Source organism: Desulfosoma profundi (assembly GCF_055387865.1).
This window is the reverse complement of record NZ_AP042420.1, coordinates 1,359,346-1,377,922: the sequence shown is the minus strand read 5'-3', so window position 1 is coordinate 1,377,922 and position 18,577 is coordinate 1,359,346. Positions and strand designations below refer to the sequence as shown.

The 18,577-nt window shown below is 58.2% G+C and carries 14 protein-coding genes; 7 read left to right on the top strand and 7 right to left on the bottom strand.

The genetic code is table 11. The features are described from left to right. Positions 1-18 precede the first annotated feature (18 nt). From ACZ5K9_RS05950 to ACZ5K9_RS05930, 5 genes are all read left to right on the top strand, one after another. Entirely contained in the window at positions 19-2,049 is a 2,031-nt protein-coding gene (locus ACZ5K9_RS05950) for a methyl-accepting chemotaxis protein (protein ID WP_464273509.1), read from the top strand. A 115-nt stretch (positions 2,050-2,164) separates the two neighbouring features. Continuing rightward, positions 2,165-4,642: a hybrid sensor histidine kinase/response regulator gene (locus ACZ5K9_RS05945; RefSeq protein WP_464273508.1), complete on the top strand. Its 2,478-nt coding sequence runs from the start codon at positions 2,165-2,167 to the stop codon at positions 4,640-4,642. Positions 4,643-4,656: 14 nt separating this feature from the next. Next, positions 4,657-5,730 (top strand): chemotaxis protein CheB, encoded by a 1,074-nt coding sequence (locus ACZ5K9_RS05940; RefSeq protein ID WP_464273507.1) that lies wholly within the window; start codon positions 4,657-4,659, stop codon positions 5,728-5,730. Between the two features lie 37 nt (positions 5,731-5,767). Then, positions 5,768-6,529 carry a response regulator gene (locus ACZ5K9_RS05935; protein WP_464273506.1) on the top strand — a complete coding sequence of 254 codons (762 nt, stop codon included), beginning with the start codon at positions 5,768-5,770 and terminating at the stop codon, positions 6,527-6,529. A 22-nt stretch (positions 6,530-6,551) separates the two neighbouring features. After that, positions 6,552-7,481 (top strand): diguanylate cyclase, encoded by a 930-nt coding sequence (locus ACZ5K9_RS05930; protein ID WP_464273505.1) that lies wholly within the window; start codon positions 6,552-6,554, stop codon positions 7,479-7,481. On the opposite strand, the gene ACZ5K9_RS05925 is transcribed toward ACZ5K9_RS05930, so the two are convergent. Further along, the gene (locus tag ACZ5K9_RS05925; protein ID WP_464273504.1) at positions 7,469-7,981 is read right to left on the bottom strand and encodes a hypothetical protein; all 513 of its coding nucleotides are present in this window, start codon (positions 7,979-7,981) and stop codon (positions 7,469-7,471) included. The two genes, ACZ5K9_RS05930 and ACZ5K9_RS05925, sit on opposite strands and share 13 nt — an antisense overlap. A 56-nt stretch (positions 7,982-8,037) precedes the next feature. Here ACZ5K9_RS05925 and ACZ5K9_RS05920 point away from each other — a divergent pair, with 56 nt between their 5' ends. Continuing rightward, positions 8,038-8,973, top strand: a complete 936-nt coding sequence (locus tag ACZ5K9_RS05920; RefSeq protein WP_464273503.1) for a radical SAM protein — start codon at positions 8,038-8,040, stop codon at positions 8,971-8,973. A gap of 73 nt (positions 8,974-9,046) precedes the next feature. On the opposite strand, the gene ACZ5K9_RS05915 is transcribed toward ACZ5K9_RS05920, so the two are convergent. Then, the gene (locus ACZ5K9_RS05915) at positions 9,047-10,264 is read right to left on the bottom strand and encodes an FprA family A-type flavoprotein (protein WP_464273502.1); all 1,218 of its coding nucleotides are present in this window, start codon (positions 10,262-10,264) and stop codon (positions 9,047-9,049) included. A 298-nt stretch (positions 10,265-10,562) separates the two neighbouring features. Between ACZ5K9_RS05915 and ACZ5K9_RS05910 the strand changes: the two genes are divergently transcribed. Next, entirely contained in the window at positions 10,563-11,390 is an 828-nt protein-coding gene (locus ACZ5K9_RS05910) for a tetratricopeptide repeat protein (protein ID WP_464273501.1), read from the top strand. A gap of 89 nt (positions 11,391-11,479) precedes the next feature. On the opposite strand, the gene ACZ5K9_RS05905 is transcribed toward ACZ5K9_RS05910, so the two are convergent. The 5 genes from ACZ5K9_RS05905 to ACZ5K9_RS05885 are packed head-to-tail and all read right to left on the bottom strand — an operon-like array spanning position 11,480 to position 18,431. Continuing rightward, positions 11,480-12,829 carry a Ni/Fe hydrogenase subunit alpha gene (locus ACZ5K9_RS05905; protein WP_464273500.1) on the bottom strand — a complete coding sequence of 450 codons (1,350 nt, stop codon included), beginning with the start codon at positions 12,827-12,829 and terminating at the stop codon, positions 11,480-11,482. A 3-nt stretch (positions 12,830-12,832) separates the two neighbouring features. Next, on the bottom strand, positions 12,833-13,771 hold the full coding sequence (locus ACZ5K9_RS05900; protein ID WP_464273499.1) for an NADH-quinone oxidoreductase subunit B family protein: 939 nt from the start codon (positions 13,769-13,771) through the stop codon (positions 12,833-12,835). Between the two features lie 33 nt (positions 13,772-13,804). Continuing rightward, a complete protein-coding gene (locus ACZ5K9_RS05895; RefSeq protein WP_464273498.1) occupies positions 13,805-14,917 on the bottom strand; it encodes a Coenzyme F420 hydrogenase/dehydrogenase, beta subunit C-terminal domain in 1,113 nt (370 codons plus the stop codon). A gap of 14 nt (positions 14,918-14,931) precedes the next feature. Next, a complete protein-coding gene (locus tag ACZ5K9_RS05890) occupies positions 14,932-15,369 on the bottom strand; it encodes a hydrogenase iron-sulfur subunit (RefSeq protein WP_464273497.1) in 438 nt (145 codons plus the stop codon). 20 nt (positions 15,370-15,389) lie between these two features. Further along, positions 15,390-18,431 (bottom strand): FAD-dependent oxidoreductase, encoded by a 3,042-nt coding sequence (locus ACZ5K9_RS05885; RefSeq protein ID WP_464273496.1) that lies wholly within the window; start codon positions 18,429-18,431, stop codon positions 15,390-15,392. Positions 18,432-18,577 lie beyond the last annotated feature (146 nt).

Here is an 18,577-nt window from a genome sequence, read left to right as displayed (position 1 = left end):
AGCGAGGAGAAGAGGTTCATGATTGGCAAGCTGAAAAGGTCTCTGGCGTGGAGAATGGCTTTTTCCTTTGGGGCCATCGTCACCGTTTCCCTCCTCATTTCAGCGGTGGTGAGTTTTTTTTATGAAAAACGGGATATTCAGCAAGATGTTCTTGGGAGACAGGCGATCTTCAGAGAAATCCAGAAAGAACGTCTTCAGGAGTATTTCACCGAACGTGCCGGTATGGTCCGTCTCCACGCCAAGTCATTGGAAATCTCACAAATTTTGGCCTACACCAACGAAGCGCAAGCCGCCGGCTCCGGGGGAGCAACGGAAGAAAACTCATCGCGGCGATACGGGTTGATGGCTCAGAAAGCTCACAAAAAACTCAGTGCGGACATTCATGACGAGGGTTTTGAAGAGCTTTTGATCCTCGCTTCGGATGCTTTGAGGATCCTCTACGCGTCTCGGGAAGGCCTTGGCGTGCCGTCAGGCGATCGAGCGGAAAAACGAGCAAAGGCTTTAGCTCCGGTATGGAAGAGCGCTCTCAAGGAAATGGGCGTCGTGTTCGGGGACATGGTTTACTACGAACCGGCGGGCGGCCCATGCTTCTTCATCGCCGTCCCTGTGATGGAAGAAGCAGGCGTGCCCATGGCGGTTGTTGTGGCCGCAATCAGCCCTGGCCAGTTGAAGCACATCATCGAGGCGCGTGCCGGCTTAGGCGTCACCGGCGATACCTATGTGGTGGGACAAGACGGCGTTCTCCGCACACCGTCCCGGTTTCTGGGTGACACGGACGTTCTGAAAAAAAGAGTGGATACAGAGGCGGTCCGTCGTGCCGTGGCTGGAGAAGTCGGCCAGGACATCATCGTGGACTACAGGGGGACAAAAGTTATCAGCACCTACACGCCCATCGGGCTGAGCGAAGTTCTTCATGCCGACACGGATTGGGCATTGCTCGTTGAGACGGATGTCGCCGAAGCTTTTTCAGCCGTCCACACACTTATATTCCGCTATGCGGTGTTGACGGTGATTCTCGCATTAAGCGGTGTGCTTTTGGGTTTTGTGACCGCGCGCGGAATGATCCGCCCCATCCGAGAACTGATTACCGCCATTCACGAGGTCACTCAAGGAAATCTCAAGGTCTCCATAGAGGGGACTTCCCGAACAGACGAAGTTGGGGAATTGAGCCGTGGATTTTCCATGATGTTGGAGTTTTTGAAGAGACAGACCCATCAGGTTATGGATGGGGTCAATCATTTGGCCGCCTCCATCAGCCAAATCTCGGCCACGGCAGCGCAGTTGGCGGCGAGTTCCGCAGAAACGGCCACATCCATCAGTGAGATCACGGCTACGGTGGAAGAGGTCCGCCAAAGCGCGCGGTTGTCCCATGACAAGGGCAAACAGGTTGCGGAGAAATCGGAACTCTTGGCTCACATTTCCCAAGAGGGACGTCGGGCCACCGGCGATGTCCTCGGCGGACTGCAGCGGATTCGGGAGGAGATGGATTTCGTTGCGGAGAGCGTCATGCGCTTGAGCGATCAGGGACAGAGCATCGGCGACATTATCGATGTGGTTCGGGACCTGGCGGATCAAGTGAACCTCCTGTCGGTGAATGCGGCCATTGAGGCGGCCAAGGCGGGAGAACACGGCAAGGGATTCGCCGTGGTGGCTCAAGAGATGCGCTCCTTGGCCGATCAATCCAAGGAGGCCACGGAGCAAGTCAAACAGATCCTCTCGGAGATCCAGAAGGCCACCAGTAGCGCCGTCATGGCCATTGAACGCGGCACGAAGGCCGTAGCAGCCGGACTGGAATTGGGGCAACGCACCGGAGAGGCCATTGAGCGTTTGGGTCAAGGGGTGGAGGAGGCGTCCGATTCGGCTCTGCAGATCGCTTCATCGAGCCAGGAACAAGTGGTGGGGATGGAACAGCTGGTCCTGGCGGTGCAAAACATCCGGGAGGCGAGCGCTCAGAACACCGAGGGGGCGCGTCAACTGGAAGGGGCCGTCAGGGATTTGGAGCGTCTGAGTGTGAGTCTGAGGGAGGTATCGTCGCACCTTCGCGTGTGACCGCGTTGGATCCAGAAAAAACCTGTCGGCCTTTGCCAACGAAGACACGATCAGTTGAGACATCGGCCGGCGCCGGAACTCCGAATGGTGGCGGGAAGTTTCTGTGGGAGCCCTCATGAACGAAGCAGAACTCATGGAAAAGCTTCGGCATGCTTTTATGGGTGAAGCCAGGGAGCGATTGGATTCCCTGACATCACACCTCGATGTTCTGGAAAAAGATGCCGATCCTGTGCGCCGTGGAGATGCTCTGGAGGTGGCCTATCGGGAGTTCCACAGCCTTAAAGGGGCCGCTCGGGCTGTGGGATTTTCTGATGTGGAATCAGTCTGTCAGGCGGCCGAGAGCCTGCTCTCAGCTTTGAAAAGGGAAGAAGTCCCCCTGTCCCGCGAGGTGATCAGGGTCTTGTCCCAGGTTTTAAATTTTGTAGAGCGGATCGTTCAAGGAGAAGCGGGGGAAGAATCTGTTTCAGGACTTTGTCGGCGTTTAGAATGCATGCTCCATGGGGCAAAGGAAAGGAATCCCTCAACAGAAAATGACGCAGGCCGAAACCTGCCGGCATCAGTAAAGGAATGCGGGTCCGGAGACGAAAAATCTCCTGCCGTGCCGGTTTCCACGGAGTCCGCTCACACCCGGCGAGATGCTCTTGACGCCTCATACGGGATTATTCCGGTGGACGTTCCCGATTCTCTTGGGGCAGCCGCCCATGGCGGATCAGGTTCTGTTCCCGGCTGGGACGTCAAAGACACTCGGCATCGTCAGCCCTCATCTCAGCCGGTCTCTCGATCGGGTCAGCTCGTTCGGGTGGACGTCCAGCGGCTGGATGTTTTCCTCAAAAGGGCGGAGGAACTCATTTCGGCAAAATTGGCCATGATGGAGCACCTCCGTCTCCTTAAGAACCTTCATCGCCGCTATGAACAATCGAAACGGTTATACTCCTCGGGATTCGAAGAGTTCAAAGCGCTGAAAAGCAAAGCCCCAGATCTCAGCACGCCATCACTCCCCCCTGCCGGCAAAGATCTTATGGAGGTTTTGCAGTTCGTTGGAAATCATCAGACCGCCTTGCATGAACTCGGCGGGGATATGGCTCGAGCGCTGGCTTCGGCCGAGGAGACGGCCCGCACCTTGGCCATCCTCGTGGAAGAATTGATGGAAGGCGCGAAGGATGTCCTACTGCAGCCCTTCGGTTTGGTGCTCAGAGGGCTTTCCCGGATGGTGCGTGACATCGCCGATCAGCTAGGGAAAGACGTCTCATTGATCATCGAGGGCGACGATGTGGAAGCGGACAGAAGGATCCTGGAAGAATTGAAGGATCCTTTGGTGCACTTGTTAAGGAACGCCGTGGACCACGGTCTTGAAACGCCTTCAGAGCGGCTGCGCCTGGGGAAGGCACCCCAAGGGACCATTCGAATTCGGGTGGTTCAGGACGAGGCGCGCACAGTGACTTTAACCGTTGAAGACGACGGAAGAGGGATTGACGCTCAAGCACTTCGGGAGACCGCGGTCCGCCGGGGGATCTTGAGCGCCGAAGAAGGGCGTGAACTGAGTGATGAGGCGGTCCTGCAGCTTATTTTCCGATCGGATTTTTCCACAAGTCCCATGGTGACGGAACTGTCCGGGCGTGGTCTGGGCATGCCCATTGTCAAAGAAAAAGTGGAAGGCCTCGGCGGACGGGTGCGGGTGGAAACCCAAGAAGGGCGAGGCACCCGAATGATTTTGGAATTGCCGGTCTCTTTGGCAACATTTCGCGGGATTTTGGTTGGCGCCGGTGGGCGTCATTTTGTGGTGCCGACCCATGCCGTCGAAGCGGTCGTAAAACTTCGGGAAGGCGACTGTCAACGTGTGGAAGGACGGGAAACCCTCGTTCACGGCGGGCGGGTGATCCCCTTGGAAAACCTGGGACGGGTGCTCGATCTTCCGGAAGCCGACACGCCTTCATCGAAGGACACGGGGCGGCGAAGGGCGGCATTGATTTTGACAGGGGGGGATCGAACGGCGGCGGTGGAAGTGGACTCTGTCCTCGGCGAACAAGAAATCTTGATCAAGGGCCTTGGGCCTCAGCTTCAGAAGGTGATGCACATCTGGGGGGCGACGATCCTGGGATCGGGTCAAGTGGTTCCGGTTTTGAACGCCGTCGAAGTGGTCCGGTCTGTGGAAAAATCGACGCCGAGAAGCTTTTCACGAACACTTCCCGTCGCCGCGGGGCAGATCGGAGCGGCTGCGGACAAGAGAAAGCGTGCCGTTCTTGTGGCGGAGGATTCCGTCACGTCGAGAACACTCCTTAAGAACATCTTGGAGACTGCCGGCTATTCCGTGCAGACGGCCGTGGACGGCCAAGAAGCGCTGGCGTTGCTTAGGGAGTACACCTTTGACGCCGTGGTTTCCGATGTGGAAATGCCACGCATGAACGGTTTCGACCTGACACGTGCCATCCGTCAGGACGAAAAACTCAAGCATATGCCGGTGGTGCTGGTGACCAGCTTGGATTCTCGGGAACACAGAGAAGAAGGCCTCGAAGCCGGAGCGGACGCCTACATCGTCAAGAGCGCTTTTGATCAGAGCACCCTCTTGGATGTGCTCGAGCGCTTTACGGGTTAGATCGGAGAGCGTCCATGGCGGAGTCGAAACGCGTCCTCATTGTGGATGATTCACTGACGTGCCGGGAATATCTCCGTTTTTTGTTGGAAAACGAAGGGGGATTCCAGGTGGTTGGTTTTGCCGTGGACGGCACGGACGCCATCCGCAAGGCCTTGGACTTGAAGCCTGATCTCATCACCATGGATATCCACATGCCCGGAATGAGCGGGATCGAGGCTTCGCGGAAAATTTTAGAGCATCTTCGTGTCCCCATCGTCATGGTCAGCGACGTGTGGCAGACGGAAGACGTGCAGAGAGCCTTCGAAGCCATGGAGATCGGCGCGGTAGGGGGTGTGCAGAAGCCTCCGGGTCTGGGCCACCCGGACGCGGAGCTTTTCGCGCGAAGACTGGTGCGCACGGTGAAGCTCATGGCCGAACTTCCCGTCATCCGGCGGACTCCCCGAATAAGTCCGAAGAGGGACACACCCGAAGCCGTTGAAGGGCGCTATCCCCCCTGTGTGGTCAAGAAACCGGTGCGTCTGGTGGCCATGGGGGCGTCTACGGGAGGTCCCCCTGTGCTCAAGGACATCCTCAAAGGCCTGCCGACCAACTATCCGCTTCCGGTCCTGGTGGTGCAGCATATCAGTCCGGGGTTCCTCTACGGGATGCTGGAGTGGATGCAGCGCGAATGTGCCGTCCGCCTGCGTATCCCCGCCCACGGAGAAAGAGCCCTCCCGGGTACGGTTTACTTTGCCCCCGATGGGGTTCACATGACCATCGATCCGTCCGGCGTCCTCTTGCTTTGTCATCAGGCGTCCGAACACGGGGTCACACCGTCCGTTTCCGTCTTGTTCCGATCTGTTGCCGGATCCTATGGGGCGGCCGCGGTTGCCGTCTTGCTTACAGGCATGGGTAAGGATGGCGCGAAAGAAATGCTAAGCCTGCGCGAAATGGGGGCGTTGACCATTGTACAGGACAAAGACTCATGTGCGGTCTTCGGCATGCCGGGGGAAGCGGTACGCCTCGGTGCGGCCCAATGCGTGCTTCCCCCCGAGGGCATTACGCGTGTCCTCCTTGAGATTACCCGAAATGTCGTGACGCACGAGTAATCCAGGCCGATTCAGGCGCATGGAGAGGATTTTTAGCATGAATGGTAAACTGTCTCTTGTTCAAGAAAAGGTCCATATCCTGATTGTGGAAGACAGTCTCACCCAGGCCGTTTACCTTCAAGACTTTTTGGAAAAGAACGGCTGTGAGGTGACAGCGGCTCAAAACGGAACGGAGGCTTTGGAGGCTCTGCGGACGATCCGGCCGGACATCATCATCAGCGACATCGTGATGCCAGAAATGGATGGTTACGAATTCTGCCGACGTGTCAAAAGCGATAAGAATATGGCGGACATCCCCGTCATTTTGGTGACACAACTTTCCGAGCCCGAAGACATCCTCAGAGGTTTGGAATGTGGGGCCGATAACTTCATCACCAAGCCGTACGAGGAAAATTTTTTGCTTGCCCGAATCCAGTACATCCTCATTAACCGCAAGCTGCGTCATCGTGTGTGCACGGAAATGGGCTTGGAGGTGTATTTTGCCGATCGCCGCCATTTCATCACATCCGATCGCATCCAGATCCTTGACCTCCTCTTTTCGACATACGAGAGCGCCCTCCAAAAAGCCCGCGAATTGGAACAGGCCAACAAAAAGCTCCAAGAGGCTTTGGAAACCATCAAAACACTGGAAGGGATCCTTCCCATTTGCGCCGGTTGCAAGAAAATCCGGGATGAATCGGGGGAATGGCAGCATTTGGAGCGCTACATCGGCGATCGTTCCAAGGCCACGTTCAGCCACGGCCTATGCCCCGAATGTGCGCGGCGGCTCTACCCGCAATATTTTGAACAGAAAGCATAATTGGTGATGGGGGAGAATCTGCATGAGCAATGAACGGCGGGTCCTCATCGTGGAAGACAGCGTGACCCAGGCCATGCGACTCCAGTCGGTGCTGGAACCTTTGGGCTATGTGGTGCACCATGCGAACAATGGCTTAAAGGCTCTGGATTTACTGGACCACGAGTTCTGCCCTCTGGTCATCACGGATTGGGTGATGCCGGAGATGGACGGGATCACCTTCTGTCACACGGTGCGATGTCGATCATATCCCGGGTACGTCTATGTGATCCTGCTGACGGCCAAGGACGCCATCGATGACATCGTGGCAGGATTAGAAGCGGGGGCCGACGACTACCTCGTCAAGCCGGTGCATCCTTCAGAACTTGCCGCGAGACTGAAAACCGCCCGGCGCATATTAGACCTGGAAGCGACACTCAAGAAGCGTACGGAAGAGGTGGAGCGTTTGTCCATTACCGATCCCCTGACGGAGCTCTACAACCGTCGGTACTTCAATGAACATTTCCCTAAAGTCCTGCGGGCGACCCGTCGGCACGGGCGCCCTCTTGCTGTGGTTATGGCGGATATCGACCATTTCAAAAAGATCAACGACACCTACGGACACCAAACGGGCGATCAGGTGCTCCAAAATTTCGCCGCTCTCCTGCGAGGCTCTCTTCGGGCGGGTTTGGACTGGGCCGCCCGCTTCGGTGGTGAAGAGTTCGTCGTGGTCCTCCCGGAAACGAGTGTGGACCAGGGGGTCATCGTGGCCGAGCGGTTGCGGCTCTTAGCCGCCCACACGACGCTGGAAACCCCAAAAGGACCGGTCCGCCTCACGGCGAGCTTCGGGGTGGCCGGCATAGCGGCCGGCATGGCTGACGGTGTGACCCTCGAGACCCTCGTTGCCGCCGCGGACGCGGCGCTGTATCGTGCCAAGGAAAACGGGAGAAACCGCACCGAGGTCTACTCGGGCTGATTTTTGTCACCCGGATGCTCTGGCGAGAGAATGGTATCCATGATGTGCTGAATGCACGCCTCGACAAAAGCCTCTCTTTCCGGCTGTCCGTCCACGTCATCCAAAGAAAAAGCCAGGCTGGTGGGACTATGAACGGACAGCAATTCCAAGCCGGTTTCCAGAGCGTTGCGCACCCAAAGGCGGAAAGCCTCTAAGGCCGAAGACCTCCGGGTCAGAAGGTCTTCCACGGTGAGGGATACAGTTTGGCCGGCCCACTGGAGGTCCTCACGGATGGCTTCGACAAGGTCGGCGTCCAGACGCGGCCTGCGGACAGGAATACATTTCGCGATGACATCCACATAAACCTTGAACGGATCCTCACCGCATCGGTCTGGACGACACACGAGGCAAAAGTCGGTGTCATGAGGAATGGAAGCGTTTTCCGCGAATCGGTTGGTTCGGGCTATGTCCTGGAAGTGGCGGATCGTCATCTCACGGGCCGTGGGGGTGTCCTTGTCCATGTCATCTTCCTTCTTCTGCGAAATTCACTAAAATATGCTCTCGACAGGGTGAGACGATGCAAGAGGCCATCCCCGCATACATTCGCGCACTCCATTCGGGTACCCTGCAAGCCAAGGCGGCGGCTCTCAAAGAGCGGCTCAAAGCCTGTGACCTTTGCCCCCGCCGCTGCGGGGTGGACCGACTGTCTGGGCAGCTGGGTTTCTGCCGCACGGACGGGCGTCTCAAAGTGGCGGCCGTCAGTGTGCATCCTTGGGAGGAACCGCCCATAGCCGGCACCCGGGGGTCGGGCACGATCTTTTTCTCCGGATGCACCTTGCGCTGCCTTTTTTGCCAGAATTATCCCATCAGTCAATTGGGCGTCGGCCGGGTGATGTCCCCGGAGGAGCTGGCCGAAAAGATGCTTCGACTCCAGCGCCGCGGCGTTCATAACATCAATCTGGTGACGCCCACGCATCAGATGCCCCAATTTGTCGAGGCCCTGATCATCGCGGCACAGCGGGGTTTGCGGCTTCCCGTCGTGTACAATTCCAGCGGCTACGAAAGGGTCTCTCTGATCCGCGAATTGGAGGGCATCATCGACATCTACCTGCCGGACATCAAATTCGCTTCTGCGGAAGCGGCGGCACGGTGCTGTGGCCGAGCTGACTATGGGGTGCAGAACCGGCGGGCCCTCCTTGCCATGTGGCGCCAGGTAGGGCCGTTGCAGTGCAACAGCGACGGTGTGGCCGTGCGCGGGCTCCTGGTCCGCCATTTGGTTTTGCCAGGGGATTTGTCAGAGACTGTGCAGTGTCTTTCATTTCTTCGCCGAGCTTTGGGCAAGGAAGTGTGGGTGAGCCTTATGGACCAGTATTTCCCCGCCCACAAGGCTCTGCAGACTCCTCCCCTGGATCGCAAACCCAGCGCAGAAGAAATCCAAGCGGCCTTGGACACGGCCTGGCGTTTGGGGTTGCGCTTCGGGTTCACGCAAGAAACCTGCCCGTGCGGCACCTGAATGAAGCGTCGGTGTCCGTTGCCAACCGCTCATTCCCGGGGATCTGGGATGGGCGGCACAACCGCCGCTGAGGTCACCCGAGTTCAGGACGTGCGGCGCCGGATGCTGAAAGCCGTGTGGCCAGGTTCGCCGCCAGGAGGGCGCAATTCTTCATATCGTGAGGTGTCCCTGCCCCTTTCACTTCCACAATGGGTTCCACGACCTCAAGGGATAATTTTTGGGCGAAAGCCTCCAAAGCCTTGCGCGCGCCGCCCGCCCAAGCATAGCTCGTCATAATGCCCAAGAGCCGATGCTTCAGGAGCTTGTTTTCCAACAACGCCAAAAGGGATTCCATGGGCGGGAACAGGCCCGTGTTGTAGGTCGGGCAGGCGAGGAGCAGACCTTTGCATTTCCAAATGTCCGCAATGACGTATGACGCATGGGTTCGTGCGACATCGTGCACGATGGGCGCATAACCGTGCTCCGTCAAAGCCCGTGCCGCAGCCTCTACGAGTCGATACGTGTGGCCGTACATGGACCCATAAGCCACCACAACGCCCGGCTCCGCTTCTTGGGCGCTCCACCGCCCGTAAAGCGCGATGGGCAGCTTCGGATCGCGGCGCCATACGGTGCCGTGGGTCGGGGCAACCACAGTGATGGAGAGACCACGCAGTTTGTCGATGGCTTTCAGGACCATCTGGCCGTACCTGGCAACGATATTGGTGAAATAACGAAGCAGTTCACCTTGCATGAGATCGAGGTCAATTTCATCGTCAAAAAGGCCCTGATCCACCGCGCCAAAGCCACCGAAAGCGTCACCGGAGAAAAGGACGCCTGTGGTGGAATCAAAAGTCATCATGGTTTCGGGCCAGTGCACCATAGGCGTCAAATGGAACTGAAGCTTGTGGGTCCCCAGATCCAAAACCTCGCCGTCTTCCACTCGAAGGCACGGGTTTCCGGAGCCGTAGAAAGCCTCCAGAATTTCAAGGGTTTTTCTGTTTCCCACGAGCGTCATTTCCGGAAACACGGAGCGCAGAATCTCCACGGCGCCTGTGTGGTCGGGTTCCATGTGGTTGATCACCAAATAGTCCACGGATTTTCCCGAAGGCAAGGCGTCTCGGATTTTCCGAAGGTGTTCTGCGAGAAAATGACCTTTGACGGCATCGATCAAGGCCACTTTGTCGTCCACCACAAGATACGCGTTGTAGGAAATGCCATAGGGAAGAGGCCACAGGGCTTCAAAGAGATCGGTTTCATGGTCGTTAACCCCGACCCAGTAAGTGTCGGAAGCTATGAGGGGCGATCCAATCATGGGGTGCTCCTTTCCATTCGAGTGCAGGTCTCATGGGCACTTCACGTCCTCTTAACATATGCCGCATGGGGAACAAAGCGCCGATGCGGGACTCTGCCGAAAGGTGGGACGGCGTTCCCGCCGCCTGCAAAATGGCCGGCATGATTTTGTCCGGAGGGGCCGCCATGTTTGGAGCCATGCCCGGCACTGGACTTGCTAGCTGTCCGAACAACATTTATGTTTGTCAGGCGACATTCCGATTTCAAAGATGAAGCGGGATTTTCACGCGCCTCTACCGAATGCGGGAAAGGATTTCAACATGCGCCGTGTCACGTGGATGACCATGTCAATTTTCTTGCTCTGTGCCGGAGTGCACTCCGGCCACACCATGCAGACCGCTGCGGATCTTTTCGAAAAGGCCCGCAAGGATTCCATCATGTATCGTCGAGCGGCTTTGTACTCGGAAGCCTTGGCTATGGACGCCGGCTTGGTGGAAGCCCTCAGGGAACGCGGCACCATCTACTACTACCAGGGAAAGCTTGAAGACGCCAACGCCGACCTCACGGCTTATTTGGAAAAGGGGGGGCGGGATGTTCGCGGCTTGCTTTTTCGCGCCCTGGTTTCCACAAAACGACAGCAGTGGGAAAGGGCGTTGGCCGATCTGAATCAGGCCGAGGCCTGGGAACCCCGTCGGAGCGACATTCTCGGTTATCGGGCGGAAGTTTTCTATGAACTGGGGCGCGTGGCGGAAGCGGAGCGGGATGTGGCTGCGGTGCTCAGCCTTCATGACGATCCCGCTGCCATGGCCCGTGCTCTTTCGGTGCGGGGGAAGATTTACGCCGACCGTGGTCACCAAGAATTGGCCAGGGAAGCTTACCGTCAAGCGGCAAGCTTGGATCCCACGTGGGGAGTCCTCCGCACATGGGGGGACGTCCTCAGTCCGGAGCAAGTGAGTCGGATCGGCCTCTGGGGTCTCATCGTGCTGCCGGCCTTGCTCATCTTTCGGATCACCCTCCCGAAACCCAGACGAAAAGACGGCCGGCACGCTGACTTTGGCTTGCGGGTGAGCACATACGCCGCAGGGACTAAGGAAGGCCTTCGTGTCCCTGCGGCTGACGTTTTGAGGGTTCAGTCGTGGATTCCCTGAGGCCAGCGCACGATGGGGGTGCCGGTCGCGTCGGTGATGGTGATGCGGATGGCCGGATCGCCGTCCAGGCGATGGGTGGCGCAGGAAATTCAGGGATCGTAGGCTCTTACCGCCATTTCCACGCGGTTTAATAACCCCTGATCCACAGCGCCTTTATGGATCAGGGACTTCGCCGCCTGCTTCACGCTCAGGTTCATGGGGGCGATGTTGTGGGTCGTTCCCACGATGAGATTCGCCCGGGTGATCAAGCCATTTTCGTCCGTCGAGTAATCATGAATGAGGGTTCCGCGCGGGGCTTCGACACTCCCGACGCCGCGCCCGGCCCGGGGCTGCACCTCGGTTCGCACGTGAGGGTCACAGATCTGCGGGTCTTCCAACAATTGGATGGCGTGTTCGCAGGCATAGACTTCTTCGATGAGTCGGGCCCAATGATAAAGCAGGGTCGCTTGAGCGGGCCGGCCGAATTTTTCTCGAAATTCCTCCAATTCCGCTTGCGCACGGGGTGTAGCGATGCGGTCTGCCACATTGATCCGCGCCAACGTGTTGGATCGATAAATCCCTCGGGGTTGGGTCTCGTCCAAAGAGAAGCCCTCATTCCAGACTTTGGCGTACGGCATTTTGGCATAGGAATAGGGTTCCACGTGCTCGCCCAGAAATTCGGCGTAGTCTTGCACGTCGAACTCGTGGAAGCTCCCGTCGGGTTTCATCAAACGGATTCGCCCGTCATAAAGGTTCAAGGCACCCGTGTCGTCCACCGTGCCGATGAATCCGGTGCGGATGACGCCTAAGGACTGGATCGTCTCCATGTAAGGCGGGAAAACTGTGGTCTTGGCGAAATCCAGGGTGAACAGGGCAAAATCCAGAAGCTCGTGCATTTGGGCGAGGATTTCCCTCCGCTCGTCTTCCCGCATGGGTTTGGAAAAACCTCCCACCACACCCGCGATGGGATGAATCGCCTTTCCGGCGAATCGTTCCAGAATCATCTTGGCGCGGTGCCGCATCTGGACCACTTTCTGGGCCAGTTCGGGATGGGCTTTCGCGATACCGATGACGTTTCGCACCGAATAGTCGGCATCGGGGCCGATAACGAAATCCGCCGCGGCGAGGAAGAAAAAGTGCAAGAGCTTGTCTTCCGCATGGGCGATGGTCTGCATCAGTTCCCGCAGTTTTTGGGCGGCCGGTGGTGGGGTGACGCCGAAGCACCGATCCACTGCCTTGTTGGAGGCCAGGTGATGCATCCAGGGACAAATGCCGCAAATACGGCTGACGATCCGGGGGACTTCTTCAGCGGGTTTTCCCTCGATGAATTTCTCGAATCCCCTGAGAGACATGATGTTGACCCGCGCATCTCGAACCTCCCCGGCATCGTTCAGCTGAATCTGGATGGAGGCGTGCCCTTCGATGCGCGTGATGGGTTGAATGTGGATCTCTCGACTCATGAGCTAGATCTCCTTTCGCCGCTTTGATGGACGAAGCAGACGGTGACCTCCCGCAAAGCGCAGGAGGGAAGGGAATTCGGGCAGTGATTTCACGTCGATGCCGTTGGATGCCAGGGCGTTGAGCATGTCCAGCATGGGATTGCCGTCATGGCGCACCGGTCCATAACAGCCTCGACAAGGCACCCGAGCCGCAATGCACCGTGGGGTGATGCCGTCCCCTCCGCAGCCGGCCCGAGTCACAGGCCCCATGCACAAGAAGCCCTGTTCCAAGAGGCAACGCATCCTGTCTAAGGGTTCGTCCGGGCTTCGGTAATGCACATTTTGGAGAAAACGCCGCAGCGTGGTGAGTTTCCCCTTGCCTTCGCGCACCGTCGGGCAGGTGTCGCAAACGCTCTTTGAGGGAAGATCCGGTGTTTTTCCCTGCACCAGAGCCGTGAGCGCCGAGTAGAGCTGATCCGGGTGAGGTGGACATCCCGGGATGTAGAGATCCACGGCAATATGCTCGTCCAAGGCGGAACAGACGTCCAGCAGCTGAGGCACAGGCGCTTGAAAGGTCCGCGGGTTCTCATCGGTGGTTTCGGTGCTGAAACACCGTTCCAGAAGATCGCCGACAGGGAAACTGTTGGCCAAAGCGGGGATGCCGCCATGCGTGGCGCACGTTCCCAGAGCGATGATCATCTTGCAGCGGGATCGCATGTGGGCGGCAATTTCTTTGTGCTCCTCGTTTCTTATCCCCCCGCTGATGATCCCGACATCCGCTGCAGGGATGTCCACGTGGCCTTTTTCTCCAGTCTGGCCGAAATACTTGTGGTCCAACAGAACGGGGATGTGGACAAAATCTACAAGATTGAGCACATCCAGGAGTCGTTCTCCCAAATCGACCAGGGAAATTTCACATCCTGAACATGAATTGAGCCATTCGCTGGCTACGGTCACTGGCATCGGTGGTCCTCCTCGTGGGCATGGCCCGACGATTCACAGCGCGACAATCACAGGCTTACCCAATTCTTGGCGATGGACTCTGGCTTCGGCCCGCTTGCGCGCCGCCGCCTGCATCACGGCTTCCAGGACTTTTTCGGACACGGCGGGATCCTGCCGCCGATCCATCTCTTCCAGAGATCGACCGCGGGCATCCAGGTAGGCCGCCCTGCCTTTCGGTGTTCGTGCAAGATATGCGGTCCAACCTTCCGGGGCCCCCAGTCCGCCGAAAGAAATGTCCGCAAATTCCGCACTGTAGTCCTCACAATAGCGACACGCATGACGTTTGAGAGGCTCTAAGACATGCAGGTCCAAGCGCCGAGTCGTGCCGTCTTTCAGGTGGACCTGAAAGGTTTCTTTGACGTTGATCTTCAGGACATCATCCCAGGAAAAGCGGCCGCATCGAGCCAGTTGCTCACGATGAACCGCATCGAAAAGAAAATTTCCTGAGCAATAGAGGCCAAGGCAGATGGCTACGGACTCCGAGGGCATAACCCCTAAAGTCTCCATACGTCGGAAAGCTTGAATCTGGCAGGGGGTGCCCACCAAAGCGACTCGGCGCAGCCCCTTGGTCATGAGCGGCTTCAGGGCTTCCACGCTGGATCGGGCCATGTAGGCGTCGCCGAGCCCCACAATCCCATGGCTGGTATCGAAAAAAAAGCCGGCGCTTTCCCTGATCTCTTCGGGCGATGTGGCCAGAAACGGTTCCCGCTCATACCGTCCGGTTTGCCTGGTGACGATGGCCCCGTCGATGTGACCCGTATGAAACAGATGGAGCAAAAGGGCTGTCACCAACCCGCCGTCCGCGGCATGGCGGCGCACTTCGGGGTCGAGGGCCCGCCCGACTCCCGAGCTGAGCACGCGCCCGATGGGAGCGCTCCAACTCAGACGGTGGCGGGTTTCCGGGTCCAGTTCGAGGATTTCGGGGCATACGGCATGGCACAGCCCGCATTCGATGCACTTTTCCACGTCTTTATAACGGGGCCGGCCGTCTTCGCCGATCTCCAAGGCGCCGTAGTTGACCGAGGTGCACACAGAAACACATCCGCCGCACCGATGGCAGAGTCCCGGCTTGATCACCTCTTGGAGCAAATGGAAAAAGGTTTTCATCCTCGCTCCTCCTCTCAGGCGGACTGGGCAGAGCTTGCCGCGTGCCCTCTTAGGGGATTGGGGCCGAGAGCTCGAATTTTTTCAATGAACCGCGTCACCAGCTGCGCGAAGCGTGGTGCTTCCGCCGAAGAGACCCATTCGATGGCGAACCTTTCGGGATCGATCCCGAAACTCTCCAAGGCGATGCGAACGGCATGACTTCGGGCCAAGGCTTTATGATTACCGTCCAGGTAATGACATTCGCCCAGGTGTCAGCCCATGACCAGGACGCCGTCGGCCCCTTTGAGCAAGGCCTTGGCGATGAGGTCCGGATGGACCATACCGGAACACATGACCCGGATGGGCCGCATGTTCGGGGGATACTGGAGGCGAGACACACCGGCCAGATCGCCCCCTGCGTAAGCACACCAGTTGCACAAAAACCCCACAATGATCGGCTCGAAATCGTTCATGGACACTCTCCTCCCAGCGCCTAGGCCAACAGCGCGTCGATTTGGGCTTCCAATTGGTTCAGAGTGAACCCGTGAACCAACACCCCCCCTTTGGGGCACGTGGCTTCACAGAGGCCACAACCTTTGCACAAGGCGGGATCCGTGCGGATCCGTTTTCGGCGGATGGATCCCTCCACAACATCCTCCAAATGAATGGCCTGATAGGGACACACGTCCAGACACAACGCACAGCCGTCGCACTTTTCCGTGACGTACGACTTGATGGCATCCAGCTCCATCTCCTCTTTGGAAAGCACGACGGCGGCCCTGGAAGCGGCGGCTCGTGCTTGGGCGATGGTTTCATCCAAGGGCTTCGGGTAGTGACACAAGCCCGCCACATAGAGACCGTCTACCGTCAAGTCCACCGGACGAAGTTTGGGATGGGCTTCCGTCAGGAAGCCGTCGGCGTTGACGCTGCACTTGAAAAGATCCACCAGCTCCTGCGAAGGGGCGGGGTCTACCGCAGCGGCGAGGACCACGTAGTCGGCGCAGAGGCGAAGGTTCCTCCCGAGAATCCGATCGAACACATCGATGTGCAGGGCGCCGTTACCCACAGAGACCTGAGGCTTGGTGTCCAAGGAATACCGGATGAAGAACACACCCAGGGCCCGAGCCTTTTGGTAAAGTTCTTCCCGCATCCCGTAAGTACGCATGTCGCGGTACAGGACGGTCACATCGAGATCCGGATTCAAGGTCTTCATGCGGATGGCGCTTTTGACCGTGTGGGTGCAGCAGAGCCGGGAACAGTACGGGCGCCTCGGTTCCCGGGACCCCACGCACTGGATAAACACCACACTTGTTGCCGTGCGGATCTTCTCGGGATCTTGGGCGAGCAGGGCGTCACATTGGAAATGGGTCATCACGCGATGGTCCCGGCCGTAAAGGTACTCGTCCGGTTGGGCCTCTCGGCCGCCCGTGGCCACGACCGCCGCCCCGTAAAGAATCTCAAGCTCTGTTCCGTCCACCTCCACGCGACTTCGGAAGCTCCCGATGGATCCCTCCACCGATAGGAGACGAGCCGATTTCAGGACTGTGATCCGCGGATGCGCTTCCACACGCCGGATGAGATCTTCCAACATGGGCCGAACCGGCTGCCCTTGGTCGTTTTCCAAAAGATGCCAAGCATTTCCCCCCAAACGTGCACCCTTTTCCACCAGGACAGCATCAAAGCCTTGGTCCGCCAAGTAGAGGGCCGCATTCATGCCGGCGACTCCCCCGCCGATCACCATGGCCCTCTGGATGACGTTCACCCGTAGTCGACTCAGGGGGGCGTTGAGCGCCGCTTTGGCAACGGCCATCCGCACTTGATCCTTGGCCTTTTCCGTGGCTTTCCCAGGATCCTGCTGATGGACCCAGGCATTTTGGTTCCGGATGTTGGCCATTTCCACCAGAAAAGGATTGAGTCCTGCCTCCCTCAGAGTGTCCTGGAACAAGGGTTCATGGGTGCGGGGTGTGCAGGCAGCGACGACGATACGGTTCAGGCCCAATTCCTTGATCTTTTGAGCGATCAGGGTCTGGGTGTCCGCAGAACACGTAAAGAGATTGTTTTCCACGTGGGCCACGTAGGGGAGCGTTTTGGCGTATTCGGCCACAGCTTTGACGTCCACCGTGTTGGCGATGTTGATGCCGCAGGAACACACAAAGACGCCGATTTTCGGCTCCAGATTCCCCACGTCATGCTCGGCCGGGTATGTTTTGGTGCGCGCGAGACGTCCCCGGGCCGGCCGCAAGGCGCGGGCAGCTTCCGCCGCCGCAGTGGACGCCTGTGTGACGGCATGGGGTATCGCTTTTGGTCCGTGAAATGCCCCTGTGGCGTAAATCCCGGGTCGATTTGTGGTCACGGGGTCGAATCCGCCGGTTTGGGCAAACCGGTGGGGGGTGAGCTCAATGCCGAGGGCTGCGGCGAGGGATTCGGCGTCTTTGGGGGCTTCGAGGCCGACGGAAAGGACAACCAAGTCAAAGAACTCCGTGACCGGATGCCCGTCCTCATCCACGTACTGGATCACTGCCCCCTTGTTGTGAGGTCCCGGTTCAATGCTGTGCGGCCGAGTCCGCACAAAACGAAGGCCCCTCTCCTGGGCGTTCACGAGATAGCGCTCGAAATCTTTCCCATGGGTGCGCATGTCCATGTAGAAGACCGCCTGCTCCAGGTCGTCACCGGTGCAGTGTTCCGCGGTGACCAAAGCCTGTTTGATGGCATACATGCAGCAGACACTGGAGCAGTAGGCGTTGCTGCACTGATGGATATTTCGAGAACCCACGCATTGGATCCAGGCGATCCGGCGAGGTTCGGTTTCATCCGATGGACGGACGAGGTGGCCCATGTAAGGACCGTTGGAGGCCAGGAGACGCTCGTATTCCAGACTGGTGACCACATCACGGATGCGACCATAGCCGTACATTTCCAAACCGGAAGGATCGAAGGCCTCGAATCCCGGGGCCACAATGACGGCTCCCACATCCACGGTGAAGGTTTTGTCGGTGTCCTGAAAATTGATGGCGCCCGTGGGGCAGAACTTCTCGCACGCCCGGCATTTGCCTCGGGTGAGGTAAAGACAGTGGGCGGCATCGATGGCATATTTCAAGGGCACGGCTTGGCCGTACTTGATGTAGGCGGCTTTGCGTTTCCCGCGACCCATGTTGAAAGGGTCATCCACTTTTTTCGGACATTTTTCGGCGCACAGCCCGCAGGCGATGCACTTGTCCATGTCCACATAGCGCGGCTTTTGATGGACGGTGACCTGAAAATGTCCTAGAGAACCGGAAACTTCGGTGACTTCGGAGAGGGTGAGGAGTTGGACGTTGAGATGGCGGCCGACCTCGACCAGCTTGGGGGCGATAATTCACATGGCGCAGTCATTGGTCGGGAAGGTCTTGTCCAACTGAGCCATGACCCCGCCGATGCCCGAGGTTTTTTCTACAAGTATGACCTTGTAACCGGAGTCGGCCAAATCCAGCGTGGCTTGAATGCCGGCAATACCGCCTCCAACGACCATGATTGATCCAATGGGCTGTTCCTGCATGCGCTTTCCTCCCTGTGCGTCTGGAGTTGGGAACCGGTGAGGCTTTTGCGGAGGCTCGCACGAGCCCCCGTGGACCAACGAAGCCTGCCGGACCAAAGGGCGCTCCGGTTCAGGAGCTCTTGCGTCACCCCCTGAAGACGGCACCA

What these genes read in the sequence shown, in the direction of transcription:
- ACZ5K9_RS05950 (WP_464273509.1), top strand. Translation starts at nt 19, where the DNA reads ATGATTGGCAAGCTGAAAAGGTCTCTGGCGTGGAGAATGGCTTTTTCC.
- ACZ5K9_RS05945 (WP_464273508.1), top strand. Translation starts at nt 2,165, where the DNA reads ATGAACGAAGCAGAACTCATGGAAAAGCTTCGGCATGCTTTTATGGGT.
- ACZ5K9_RS05940 (WP_464273507.1), top strand. Translation starts at nt 4,657, where the DNA reads ATGGCGGAGTCGAAACGCGTCCTCATTGTGGATGATTCACTGACGTGC.
- ACZ5K9_RS05935 (WP_464273506.1), top strand. Translation starts at nt 5,768, where the DNA reads ATGAATGGTAAACTGTCTCTTGTTCAAGAAAAGGTCCATATCCTGATT.
- ACZ5K9_RS05930 (WP_464273505.1), top strand. Translation starts at nt 6,552, where the DNA reads ATGAGCAATGAACGGCGGGTCCTCATCGTGGAAGACAGCGTGACCCAG.
- ACZ5K9_RS05925 (WP_464273504.1), bottom strand. Translation starts at nt 7,981, where the DNA reads ATGGACAAGGACACCCCCACGGCCCGTGAGATGACGATCCGCCACTTC.
- ACZ5K9_RS05920 (WP_464273503.1), top strand. Translation starts at nt 8,038, where the DNA reads ATGCAAGAGGCCATCCCCGCATACATTCGCGCACTCCATTCGGGTACC.
- ACZ5K9_RS05915 (WP_464273502.1), bottom strand. Translation starts at nt 10,264, where the DNA reads ATGATTGGATCGCCCCTCATAGCTTCCGACACTTACTGGGTCGGGGTT.
- ACZ5K9_RS05910 (WP_464273501.1), top strand. Translation starts at nt 10,563, where the DNA reads ATGCGCCGTGTCACGTGGATGACCATGTCAATTTTCTTGCTCTGTGCC.
- ACZ5K9_RS05905 (WP_464273500.1), bottom strand. Translation starts at nt 12,829, where the DNA reads ATGAGTCGAGAGATCCACATTCAACCCATCACGCGCATCGAAGGGCAC.
- ACZ5K9_RS05900 (WP_464273499.1), bottom strand. Translation starts at nt 13,771, where the DNA reads ATGCCAGTGACCGTAGCCAGCGAATGGCTCAATTCATGTTCAGGATGT.
- ACZ5K9_RS05895 (WP_464273498.1), bottom strand. Translation starts at nt 14,917, where the DNA reads ATGAAAACCTTTTTCCATTTGCTCCAAGAGGTGATCAAGCCGGGACTC.